Raw genomic sequence first — 11,587 nt, 5'->3', positions numbered from 1 at the left:
CCCGATGCATCGCCACGAGACGCACCCCGATGCATCGCCACGAGACGCACCCCGATGCATCGCCACGAGGCGCATCCCGATGCATCGCCACGAGGCGCATCCCGATGCATCGCCACGAGGCGCATCAGGATGCATCGTGCCGTGGCGCATCCCCGACGAACGGTCATCTGCCTCCCGTGGGGAGGCAGGTGACCGCTCGTCCGGAGTGCACCGCAGCCGGATGCACGTCGCCGCTCGTCGGGGCTGCCCCCTCACGGTGGGCATCCGATAGGGCGGGGACCGGGGCATCTGGCGCGGCTCCGTCGTCCACAGCCGGCCCACGCCGCGTCGGCCGTCCACAGATCCCGCGACTGATCTGGTCCACGGCCCACCGCCGACCCCACGCTGACCGCCATGAACCTCCTCCCGCTCGTCTACCCCACCTTCGCCCGCGAGCTCGTCGCGGCGCGCGCGGCCCTCACCGTCGGCCGCGAGGTCGGGCTGGCGCTGCGTGCTCACCGGCGTGAGCTCGGCGTCAGCCAGCGGGCCTACGCGCGGCTCCGCGAGCTGGCGCCCGGCCAGGTCGCGCGCCTCGAGACCCACGCCGACGACCTCAAGCTGGCCGACGTCGTCGCGGCGCTGGCCCCGACGCGCTACTGCCTCGCGCTGTGCCGGCGTCCTGAACCCGACGGCGACGACTCGCGCCCCGGCGTCGGGGGCGCCGCGCTCCCGGTCCCGGTCGCTCCCACGCACTGGCCGCGCGCCGAGCTCCTGGCCGTCGTGCGGGGCGGCAGCAGGCGGTTCCCTGCCCATCGCCACACCGAGCAGGTCGACTACCCGCCGAACTGGTGGTGGTACTCCGAGTCGACTCGAGCGCGCGCGGTCCGTCCCCACTGGTCGGCAGCCGGTCGGGACCTCCCGGGGCCGGGTCCGGAGGGCTCGCCTTCGGGCGTCGAACGGGAGGGCGCGGCATGATCCGGCAGTACGTCGCACCCGCCGCCCGGCCGTCCACGGCCGCTCCGGCTCAGAGGGTCTCGCCGAGGATGACCGGTTCGTTGACGAGGGTCACGCCGAACGCCTCGCGCACCCCGTCCCGCACGGTGCGGGCCAGAGCCACCACGTCGGCCGCCCGGGCGTCCCCACGGTTGGTCACCGCCAGGGTGTGCTTCGTGGAGAGTGCGGCCGGTCCGGGCATCCCGAACCCCTTGCCGAAGCCGGCCCGCTCGATGAGCCACGCCGCGGAGGTCTTGACCCGACCGCCAGGCTCGGGGAAGCGCGGAGGTCCCGGGACATCGGCGCCCAGCCGGTCCCCGACCCGTGCCTCGAGGTCGGCGAACTCCGCCTCGGACAGCAGGGGGTTGGTGAAGAACGACCCGCACGACCACGTGTCGTGGTCCGCCTCGTCGAGGACCATCCCGCGGCGCCGCCGCTGGACCAGCACCGCCTCCCGCGCGTCGCCGAGCGGCACCCGCTCCCCCACCGCCACGCCGAGCTGGTTCGCGAGGTCCGCGTACCGCACCGGCTGCGACAGGTCGCCGAGGACCAGCTGGAACATCACGTCCAGCACGACGTACCGGTCGGTGCCCTTGAACAGCGAGTGGCGGTAGGTGAACCGGCAGTCGAGCGAGGTCATCGTCCGCACCCGCTCCTCGAGGCGGTCCCACACCCGCACCCGGGCGATCGTCTGCGCGACCTCCTGCCCGTAGGCGCCGACGTTCTGGATCGGGGTGGCTCCGCTCGACCCGGGGATGCCGGACAGCGCCTCCACCCCCGACCAGCCCTCGGCGACGGCCCGCTCGACGAACGGGTCCCACGGCTCCCCCGCGGCCACGACGACGGTCGCGCCGCCACACGAGTCCGAGGAGTCGACGACCACGCCCCGGGTGGCGACGAGCACGACCGTCCCCGGGAAGCCGGCGTCCGGCAGGACGAGGTTGGACCCACCACCGAGGACGAGCAGCGGTTCGTCGGCGTCGTCGACCTCGCGCACCGCGTCGACGAGCTCGTCGGTCGTCTCGGCGACGACCATGCGCGCGGCCGGACCGCCGACGCGCATCGTCGTGTGGCCCGCGAGGGGCTCCCCGGACAGCTCGCGCATCAGTCGAGGCGGACGACGGCCACGCAGCGGCCGAGCACCTTCTGCCCCTCGCTCGTCGCGGTGAGGTCGACCGTCACCCGGCCGGTCTCGGCGTCGACGGCCTTGACGGTGCCCTCGACGACGACCTCACCGCCACCGACGGGCACGACGACCGGCTTGGTGAACCGGGTGCCGTACTCGACGACGCGCCCCGCGTCACCGGCCCACTCGGCGACGACGGTGCCGGCGGCGCCCATCGTCCACATCCCGTGCGCGATGACGTCGGGCAGCCCCACCGAGCGGGCGAAGTCCTCGTCCTGGTGGATGGGGTTCTGGTCGCCGGAGGCGTTGGCGTAGGCGACGAGGGTGCCGCGGGTGACCGGCACGGTCACCGGTCCGAGGGTGTCGCCGACGGCGACCGAGGCGAGGGAGCGCACGGCCATCACTCCTCACCCCCGCGGACGACGATGACGGAGGTGCACGTCGCGAGCGCGTCGCCGCCGGTCGTCGCCAGCTCGGTGCGGGTCGTCACCATCGAGTGCCCGCCGGCCTGCCGGACGGCGTCGACGGTCAGCGTGCCGACGACCTCGTCGCCCGCGGTGATCGGGCGGTGGTGGACGAAGCGCTGCTCGCCGTGGACGACGCGGCTGTAGTCGATGCCGGCCTCCGGGTCGGCGACGTACGCGCGGTCGGAGGCCTGGGCGAAGCGGACCGCCATCGTCGGCGGCGCGACGACGTCGGCGTAGCCGGCGGCCCGGGCCGCCTCGGGGTCGGTGTGCACGGGGTCGGTGGACCCGACGGCCGCGGCGAACGCCGCGATGAGTGCGGCGTCGACGGCGTAGGGACCGCTCGGTGGGTAGGTGCGTCCGACGAAGTCGGGGTTGACGGCCATGCCGACCACTCTAGGGGCGGGCCCGGCCGCCACCGCACCCCGGACGCGACGAGGCCGCCGGCACCGGTCGGTGCGGGCGGCCTCGTCGGCGACGCGGTGGCGCGTCAGCGGGTCTCGCGGTGCGCGGTGTGCTTCTTGCAGCGCGGGCAGAACTTCGCCAGCTCGAGCCGGTCGGGGTCGTTGCGGCGGTTCTTCTTCGTGATGTAGTTGCGCTCCTTGCACTCCGTGCACGCCATGGTGATCTTGGGGCGGACGTCGGCGCTCTTGCTGGCCACGGGGCAACCTGCTCTCGGAAAACGGTGGTGGATCTCGGGGGCGGCGCGGGCGCGGGAGACGCCCACGCGCAGCACCAGCACAACAGGGTACGCGACCTCCGGTGTTCCACGGAAATCGCGGGCCCTTGCGTAGCGGGAGCGGGGCTCGATCCCGCGACCTCACGATTATGAGTCGTGCGCTCTAACCAGCTGAGCTACCCCGCCTTGGGGAACGACCGGGAACCACCTCTCGAGGAGCCGGAGTCCGGCCGGACCAGAGCCCCCTGTCGGAATCGAACCGACGACCTTTTCCTTACCATGGAAACGCTCTGCCGACTGAGCTAAGGGGGCGGGCGCGGCGCGCGGAAATCCGCTCTGCAGCGCGACGGAGACACTACACGGTCACGCTCGGTCGAGCGAAATCCGGGCCTCCACCAGCGCCGGTCCGTACCAGGTGAGCAGCCGGCCCGAGACGAGACGGGTCGGGATGTGCGCGAACGACTCCGGGCCGTCGGCCGCGGTGAACTCGTAGGGCTCGTCCGGGAGCAGCGCGACGTCGGCGAGCGCCGGGTCGTCGAGGGCCGCGACCTCGGCGTGCGGGTAGCGCCCGGTGGGGCCTCCCCCGACCACCTCGACGCCGAGCCGGGCGAGGAGGTCGGCGGTGAAGGTCGGCCGCCCGACGACCATCCACGGGTCCCGCCAGATCGGGACCACCGCGCGGACCGACGGTGCCGGCACCGGTCCGGCCCAGGCCTGCGCCGCGTCGCGCAGCCACCGCGGCTCACCCACCCCCAGGGCCTCGGCGAGCAGCCGCCGCATCGACGCCAGCGACCCGGGCACGGTCTCGATGTCGGTCACCCAGACCGCGAGCCCCCGCTCGCGCATCCGGCGCACGTCGAGCTCGCGGTTCTCCTCCTTGTTGGCGACGACGAGGTCCGGTCCGAGCGCCGCCACGGCCGCGAGGTCGGGGTTCTTCGTGCCGCGCACCCGGGCGACGTCGAGGTCGACCGGGTGGGTGCACCAGTCGGTGGCGCCGACGAGCCGCTCGGGGCAGGTCGCGGCCAGCGCCTCGGTGAGCGACGGCACGAGCGAGACGACGCGGCGCGCCGGACCCACGAGGGGCACCGGCGCGCCGAGGTCGTCCCGGAGGGTCATCGGGCGGTGGTCAGCGCGGGGCCATCCGCAGCGCGCCGTCCATCCGGACGACCTCGCCGTTGAGGTAGTCGTGCTCGACGATGTCGACCGCCAGCTGCGCGTACTCGTCGGGGCGGGCGAGCCGCTGCGGGAACGGCACCCCCGCCGCGAGGCCGGCCCGGAACTCGTCGGAGACCGTCGCGAGCATGGGCGTCTCGACGATGCCGGGGGCGATCGTCATGACGCGGATGCCGTACTGGGCGAGGTCGCGGGCCGCCGGCAGGGTGAGCCCGACGATGCCGCCCTTGCTCGAGGAGTAGGCGGCCTGGCCGACCTGGCCGTCGTAGGCCGCGATGCTCGCGGTGTTGACGACGACACCGCGCTGGCCGTCGGCGTCCGGCTCGGTCGCCGCGATGGCCTCGGCCGCGACGGCGAGGACGACGAAGGTGCCGACGAGGTTGACCTCGACGACCTTGCGGTAGAGCTCGATCGAGTGGGTTCCCTTGCGGCCGAGGATGCGCGCCGACGGGCCGATTCCGGCGCAGTTGACGACGACGCGCAGCGGTCGCGCCGGGTCGCCCGCCGCCTGCTCGACGGCGGCCCGGACGTCGGCCTCCGACGTGACGTCGGTCGGGACGTACTCGATGCCGTCCGCGGCCGGCGCCGCGGCGCAGGCGTCCGGGAGGTCGAGGGCGAGCACGCGGGCGCCTCGTGCGGCGAGGGCGGCGGCGGTGGCCGCGCCGAGGCCGGAGGCGCCACCGGTGACGATGGCGGAGGTGTCGGCGATCTGCATGACCGCCATCCTGCCCTGTCCCGCGGTGGCCGTGCCCGGAGGTCGGTGCGGCGCCGTACGGTGGACGCATGGATCTGCGCATCGGAGGACACGTCGACCAGGCCGACCCGGTGGCCGAGGCGCTCGCCCGCGGGGCCACGCTCAGCCAGATGTTCCTCGGCGACCCGCAGAGCTACAGGGGCCCGGTCGTCGAGTACCCCGGTGGGGCGGAGGCGCTGCGCGCGGCGGCGGAGGCGGCCGGTGTCGACCTCTACGTCCACGCGCCGTACCCCATCAACGTCGCCTCGACGAACAACCGCGTCCGCATCCCGGGCCGCAAGCTGCTCCAGCAGCACCTCCACGCCGCGGCCGAGATCGGGGCCAAGGGCGTCGTCGTCCACGGCGGCCACCTCGGCAAGGACGAGGACGCCGACGTCGGCTTCGACAACTGGCGCAAGTGCGTCGACGGGCTCGAGATGCCGGTGCCCCTCCTCATCGAGAACACGGCGGGCGGAGACAACGCGATGGCCCGTCGGCTCGAGGCGATCGAACGGCTCTGGGAGGCCATCGGGCGGGCCGAGGGCGGCGACACGGTCGGGTTCTGCCTCGACACCTGCCACGCGCACGCCGGCGGCAACGACCTCGGGAGCGTCGTCGAGAAGGTCCGCACCATCACCGGCCGGGTCGACCTCGTGCACTGCAACGACAGCCGCGACGAGTTCGACTCCGGCGCCGACCGGCACACCAACCTGGGCTCGGGCCACATCGACGCCGCCGACCTCGCCAACGTCGTCCGGGCCGCAGGCGCGCCCGTCGTCGTCGAGACGCCGGGCGGCACCGAGGGGCAGGCGGCCGACATCGCCTGGCTGCGCGAGCACCTCGCCTGACACCAGCGCGGTGGCGTCCGTGACAGGTCGGTGACAGGTCGACGCCATGCCGGCCGGAGAGCGTCGGCGGCATGTCCACCACCTCTCCGCCCCGCCCGGGCCGCGGCGCCCCCGACGTCGCGATCCATCGGCTCGAGCCGGGCGACACCGACACCGTCCACGCCGTCTTCGCCGCGCTGTCCGCCCACTCGGTGTGGCTGCGCTTCCACACCGGCCTCCCCCGGCTGACCCCCCGGATGGCCACGCGCCTGGCCACCGTCTGCCCCGGTCGGCACGAGGTGCTCGTCGCCCGGGTGGGCGGCGAGGCGGTCGGCCTCGCCCGGTGGCACCGCGACCCGGGGAACCGACGGCGCGCGGAGGTCGCCCTCGAGGTGGCCGACGCCGCGCAGGGACGCGGCGTCGGCGCGCGCCTGCTCGCCGAGCTCCTCCGCTCCGCCCACGCGTCCGGCATCCGCGAGGTGACCGCGGAGGTCCTCGCTGAGAACGTGCGCGTCCGCCGGTGGCTCCAGCGCCTGGGCGCCGTCGACGCGCACGGTCCGGACCCCACCGTCCGCCTCGTCCTCGGCCCGGGAGGGGTGCCCCTGGGGTGTGGTTCGATGGGCGCGTGCTGGTCCGGGTGCTCGGACCCCTCCGGGTCGAGGACGGCGCCCGCGAGCGGGTCCCACGGGGGGCGCGCCCGCGCGACCTCCTCGCCTGCCTCCTCACCCGACGCGGTCGTGCGGTCCCGGCCGAGACCCTCCTCGACCTCGTGTGGGCCGAGGAGGCCCGCGGCCTGACCCCGGCGGCCGTCCACACGGTCCTCGCCCGGCTCCGGCGCCAGCTCGGCGGTGACGTCGTCCGCACCACCGACGCCGGCTACCTGGTGCCCCACGACGTGTCGACCGACGCCGACGCCTTCACCCGGCTCGTCGCCGCGACCGGTGACCACGGCGCGGACCGGTTGCGCGAGGCCCTCGACCTCTGGGTCGGCGACACCGCGTACGACGGGGTCCGCGACGAGCTCGTCCTCGTCGACCGCACGCGCCTCGGCGCCCTGCACCGTCGCGCCCGGGCCGACCTCGCCGCGCTCCTGCTCGGCACCGGCGGGGACGGCGATGCCCTGGAGGCGCTCGCGCTCGCGCGGGCACTGGTCGCGGCCGACCCGTTGGACGAGGCGGCGGCCGCCCTCGCGATGCGGGCCGCCTACCGGGCGCACCGGCAGGGCGAGGCGCTCCAGGTCCACGACGCACTGCGCCGTGTGCTGCGCCAGGAGCTCGGCGTGGCTCCCGGCCGGGCGGTCCGCGAGCTGCACGCCCGGGTGCTCGCGCACGACCCCACCCTCGACCCTCCGGCGCCGCGCTCCCCCGGGCCCCGGCCCGGGACCCCGGGCCCGACCGTCGGCGGTGGAGTGGCCCTCCACCCCGGCCGGCTCATGCCCGTGCCCGCGTCCCCGACGGTCGGGCGGGAGGACGACGTCGCCGCGGTCCTCGACGCACTGGCCGCCGGGCGTCGCCTCGTCACCGTCACCGGGCCCGCCGGGGTCGGCAAGTCGCGGCTGCTCGCCGACGTGGGAGCGGGGCTCCAGCCACACGGCGAGGTCGTCCACGTCGCCCTCGGGGCGCACGCGGCGCTGGCGGTCGACGAGCTCGCGACGAGTGTCGCCATCGCCACCGGCGTCCCGCTCACCGGGGCGGACCCCGTGGCCGGACTCGTCGCCGCGTTGCGGACCTCTTCGGTCACGGTCCTCGCCGACGAGGCCGAGTGGGCACTCGGCCCGGCCGCCGTGCTCACCTCCACGCTGCTCGCGGGCTGCCCGGGGCTGCGGGTGGTCGTCACCTCGCGGGTGCCCCTTGCCGTCGTCGGCGAGCGGGTCGTCGTCCTCGAACCACTATCCACACCCGGTGCGGACGCCTCCGACGAGGAGGTCTGCGCCTCACCCGCGGTCCGGATGCTCGCCGAGCGGCTCGCCGACCACGGGGCCGGCCCCTCCGACCCCGGCGCCTGGGACGAGGACGACCTGCGCGTGCTCGCCGAGGTCGCCCGCCGCGTGGACGGCCTGCCACTGGCCCTCGAGCTGGTCGCCGGCGCGGGTGCCCGCACCCCCCTCGCCCACCTCCTCGAGGTCGCCCGCCACCCCCTCGACCTCGCCGGTCCCGAGCACGGTCGCGACGACCGGCACCGGTCCCTGCGCGACGCCCTGACGTGGGGCGTCGGCCGGCTCGGCCCGGACGCACGGCGTGTCCTGCGTCGGCTCGGGGTCTTCGTGGGGCCCTTCACGACCGCCGCGGCCCGATCCGTCGCCGGCCCGGACGCCGGTGACGTCGAGCGCGCCGTCCGTGAGCTGGCGCGCCACCACCTGCTGCGGGTCGAGCGGACCTCGACGACGCTCTCGTTCCGGATGCTGCGCGTCGTGCGCGATCTCGCGCTCGAGGAGCTCTCCGCCGCGGGCGAGCTCGACGCCACCCGCGCGCGGCACCGGCGGTGGTTCGCCGACGCCTGGCGAGACGCCTTCCTCTCGGACGACCTCGTCGAGCACGTGGCCCGGACCCACGAGGACCATCTCGAGGCCCTCGCCGACGCCCTGGCCCACGACGACGACGTCGCGGCCGCCGACATCGTCCTCGCGCTGGGCCGCCGGTGGCAGTTCGTCGAGGCGAGTGCGACCGGGCTGCGGTGGAGCGAGACGGTCCTCGCGCGAGCGGGCATCAGCCCGGTGCAGCGCGCCCGGTTGCGGGTCGCCCGAGCCGGTTTCCTCCACGGGGCCGACTGGGACGAGGAGGAGCACGCGTCGCTGAGAGCGGCCCTCGTCGAGGACCCGGAGTGGACCGGGGTGCTCGGGCTCGTCGGTGCCATCACCGCCTACGTCTCCGGCGACCCCCGGACAGCACGACGCCACCTCGCCGACGCCCTGCGCGCCGCGGCGGACCTTCCCCACCTGCTTCCCGAGGTGCTCGCCACCGCCGCGGTGCTCGACGCGACCGAGGGTGACGCCACCGCGGCCGTGTCCGGGGCCCGCGACGCGCTGGCCCGCATCGGCTCGCCGGCGTCGGCGGTGCACCTCGTGAGCGTCGTTCCCAAGGCGGCCCTCGCCCTCCTCGAGGCCGGCCGACCGCGTGAGGCCCTCGACCTGCTGACCTCCGCCGCCACCGATGCCGACGCGCGCTTCGGCATCCGGCCGACGCACACGACCACCCTCAACGCCGGGTGGGCCGCTCTGTCGATCGGGGACCCGGCGACGGCACTGCACTGGTTCCACGAGTCGCTCACCGGGCCGCAGGCGGCCACGGCGCCGAGCACCGTCGGCGAGGCCGCGCTCGGCGCGGGAACCACCCTCGCCGCGCTGGGGCACGCCGACGCGGCCGAGCTGCTCGGGCTCGGACGACGGCTGCTCGGCGAGGTCGGGCAGGAGCTGCCGCCGACCCTCGAGTCCCTCGTCGCGCCGGCCGAGCGGTCCGTCGGTGTGACGGCGCCGCCGGACGGGTGGGACGACGCGCTCGCGACGCACCGGGTGGCCCGGCTCGTCATCGGCGCGGTGCCTCAGCCGGCCAGGTGACCCCAGGCACCGGAGAGCTCGCGCCAGGGCCCGACCGCCGCGACCCGCCCCTCGACGAGGACGACGACGCGGTCGGCCTGGGCGAGGGCCGCGCGCTTCGACGTGGCCCCGATGACGGTCGCGTGCCGGGCGCGCAGGGCGGACCACAGCTCGACCTCGGTCGCGGCGTCGAGAGCGCTCGAGACGTCGTCGGCGAGGATCAGCTCGGTGTCGGCGGCGAGCGCACGGGCGAGGGCCAGCCGCTGCACCTGCCCGCCGGAGAGGCGCACGCCCCGGTGCCCGACGAGCGCGTCGTGCCCGCCGGCCTCGCGCACGTCGTCACCGAGCCGGGCGTCGGCGATCGCGCCCTCGATGGGCCGGCCGTGACCGAGCACGACGTTGTCGGCGAACGACCCGGAGAGCACGCGCGGCACCTGGGCGACGTGCGAGACCTGCCCGGGCCGCAGGAACACCTGGGCGTCGTCGACCTCGACGCCGTTCCACATGATCGAGCCGGTGTGCTCCAGCAGCCCCGAGAGGGCCGAGAGCAGGCTCGACTTGCCCGAGCCGACCTGGCCGAGGAGGAGCACGAGCTCGCCGGCGCGCACCGTGAGGTCGACGTCCTCGACGCCGCGGGTGCCGTCGTCGTGGACGGCGCCGACGCCGGTGAGCCGCAGCTCCTCGAGCGGAACGCGGCTGGGGACCGGCGCGGCCGGCGCGGTACCGGACGGGAGGTCGATGCCCGCGGGCAGCCGGACGAGGTCGACACCGCCGGCGAGCCGGCTCGTGGCCCGCTGCCACGAGCGCGTGCCCGGCGCCTCGGTGACGACCGCCCCGGCGACTCGGCCGAACCAGTCGAACCCGTTGACCGCCCCGGCGACGAGGATGGCGGTCGCCAGCGGCCAGCCGCCGAGGACGTAGGTGGCCCACGCGGCGACGACGCCGGCCTGCACCATGACGATCGGCACGCCGTCGAGGACGGCCTGCACCCGGTGCTCGAACACGGCGGCCCGCACCCGGCCGGCGTCGACCCGGCGCAGGTGCCGGTGGGCCTCGGGCGTGGCCGCGGCGAGCTTGACCGTCCGCGCCGACTCGAGCACCGACACCACGGCCCGCCCGAACCGAGCGCGGGCCCGGGAGGACTCGGCGGCCGAGCGGCCGGCGATCGGTCGACCGACGGCCGAGGCCAGCGCCGCACCGACGAGGACGACGAGCAGCACCCCGCCGGCGAGCAGGCTGCCGCCGAGCAGCGCGGTGACGACGACGATGGCCAGCCCGTTGAGGAAGTCGACCCAGCGGTCGGCGTAGAGCGCGTACCGGTCGGCATCCATCGAACGGGCGACCACCTCGCCGGCCGGGGTGCGTTCGAGCCGGTGCTGGCGGGTCTGCCCGATGAGCACGGACATCCGGACCCGGAGCATCACCTCGATCCACCAGCGGGGGTAGCGACGCATCGCGGCCACGAGGACGAGCGGGGCGAAGAGGACCGAGAGCGCGGTGAGCGTCGTCAGCAGGACCGTCTCGCCGTCCCAGCCCGCGCCGGCCCGCAGGTGCTCGACGACCCGGCCCCAGACGAAGCCCGTGGCCGCACCGAAGGCGCCGCCCAGAGCGGAGACGAGGAACAGCAGGGCCGGCCACACACCCCACCGGGGCCGGACGAGCAGGGCGGAGAGGATGCCGCGGGCGAGCGAGGGCCCCTCGCCCGGGTCCGGGAGCGCCGGGGGCGGGCCGGCCCGCCGGGCACCGGCGACGGCCCCGGCGGGCAGCGGGACGGGATGCTCCTCGCGGCCCGGCTCGAGGTCGTCGCCGCTCGCCTCGAGGAGCCGGCGGAACGGGCCGTCGGCCGCGGCGAGCTCGGCGCGTGGCCCCTGCTGGACGACGCGGCCGTGGTCGAGCACGGCGACCTGAGCGGCCCGCTGCGTGGTCGAGAGACGGTGGGCGACGAGGATGCCGGTGCGCCCGGTGAGCAACCGGTCGGCGGCCCGGACGACGAGCGCCTCGGTGAGCGGGTCCATCCGGGCGGTGGCCTCGTCGAGGACGACGACCGAGACGTCGCGGACGAGCAGCCGGGCGAAGGCGAC

At 75.8% G+C, this 11,587-nt stretch carries 10 protein-coding genes, 2 tRNA genes and 1 pseudogene; 4 read left to right on the top strand and 9 right to left on the bottom strand.

Annotated features, from left to right (window positions below):
• The first annotated feature begins 393 nt into the window (after positions 1-393).
• Entirely contained in the window at positions 394-954 is a 561-nt protein-coding gene (locus PKA89_RS19425) for a hypothetical protein (protein ID WP_324422368.1), read from the top strand.
• Between the two features lie 49 nt (positions 955-1,003).
• Here the strand turns inward: PKA89_RS19425 and PKA89_RS19420 are convergent, their stop codons facing one another.
• From PKA89_RS19420 to PKA89_RS19385, 8 genes are all read right to left on the bottom strand, one after another.
• On the bottom strand, positions 1,004-2,077 hold the full coding sequence (locus tag PKA89_RS19420; RefSeq protein WP_324422366.1) for a UDP-N-acetylmuramate dehydrogenase: 1,074 nt from the start codon (positions 2,075-2,077) through the stop codon (positions 1,004-1,006).
• Positions 2,077-2,499, bottom strand: a complete 423-nt coding sequence (locus PKA89_RS19415; RefSeq protein ID WP_324422364.1) for a MaoC/PaaZ C-terminal domain-containing protein — start codon at positions 2,497-2,499, stop codon at positions 2,077-2,079. Before PKA89_RS19415 ends, PKA89_RS19420 begins: the two co-directional genes overlap by 1 nt.
• Positions 2,499-2,948: a MaoC family dehydratase N-terminal domain-containing protein gene (locus PKA89_RS19410; RefSeq protein WP_324422362.1), complete on the bottom strand. Its 450-nt coding sequence runs from the start codon at positions 2,946-2,948 to the stop codon at positions 2,499-2,501. Before PKA89_RS19410 ends, PKA89_RS19415 begins: the two co-directional genes overlap by 1 nt.
• 104 nt (positions 2,949-3,052) lie before the next feature.
• Positions 3,053-3,223: a 50S ribosomal protein L33 gene (gene rpmG, locus PKA89_RS19405; RefSeq protein ID WP_166099994.1), complete on the bottom strand. Its 171-nt coding sequence runs from the start codon at positions 3,221-3,223 to the stop codon at positions 3,053-3,055.
• Positions 3,224-3,353: 130 nt separating this feature from the next.
• Positions 3,354-3,427 (bottom strand) — tRNA-Met (locus tag PKA89_RS19400).
• Between the two features lie 53 nt (positions 3,428-3,480).
• Positions 3,481-3,553 (bottom strand) — tRNA-Thr (locus tag PKA89_RS19395).
• A 51-nt stretch (positions 3,554-3,604) separates the two neighbouring features.
• Positions 3,605-4,357 carry a helical backbone metal receptor gene (locus tag PKA89_RS19390; RefSeq protein ID WP_324422359.1) on the bottom strand — a complete coding sequence of 251 codons (753 nt, stop codon included), beginning with the start codon at positions 4,355-4,357 and terminating at the stop codon, positions 3,605-3,607.
• Positions 4,358-4,367: 10 nt separating this feature from the next.
• Positions 4,368-5,129: an SDR family NAD(P)-dependent oxidoreductase gene (locus PKA89_RS19385; protein WP_324422357.1), complete on the bottom strand. Its 762-nt coding sequence runs from the start codon at positions 5,127-5,129 to the stop codon at positions 4,368-4,370.
• A gap of 68 nt (positions 5,130-5,197) precedes the next feature.
• On the opposite strand from PKA89_RS19385, the gene PKA89_RS19380 reads away from it, so the two are divergent.
• The 3 genes and pseudogenes from PKA89_RS19380 to PKA89_RS19370 all read left to right on the top strand — a co-directional run bounded on the left by PKA89_RS19380 (position 5,198) and on the right by PKA89_RS19370 (position 9,527).
• Complete coding sequence (locus tag PKA89_RS19380; RefSeq protein WP_324422355.1) at positions 5,198-5,995, top strand: deoxyribonuclease IV; 798 nt, start codon at positions 5,198-5,200, stop codon at positions 5,993-5,995.
• Positions 5,996-6,066: 71 nt separating this feature from the next.
• Positions 6,067-6,504: pseudogene (locus PKA89_RS19375) on the top strand (GNAT family N-acetyltransferase); the annotation flags it as partial.
• Between the two features lie 107 nt (positions 6,505-6,611).
• Entirely contained in the window at positions 6,612-9,527 is a 2,916-nt protein-coding gene (locus PKA89_RS19370; RefSeq protein ID WP_324422353.1) for a BTAD domain-containing putative transcriptional regulator, read from the top strand.
• On the opposite strand, the gene PKA89_RS19365 is transcribed toward PKA89_RS19370, so the two are convergent.
• Positions 9,512-11,587: ATP-binding cassette domain-containing protein (locus PKA89_RS19365; RefSeq protein ID WP_324422351.1), on the bottom strand; the 2,076-nt coding region annotated here is incomplete at its 5' end. The genes PKA89_RS19370 and PKA89_RS19365 overlap by 16 nt on opposite strands.

This window comes from Phycicoccus sp., assembly GCF_035325325.1.
In the GTDB taxonomy this organism is placed as follows: Bacteria; Actinomycetota; Actinomycetes; order Actinomycetales; family Dermatophilaceae; genus Phycicoccus.
Note: the sequence above shows the minus strand (reverse complement) of the source record. Positions and strands in the feature narration are given on the sequence as shown.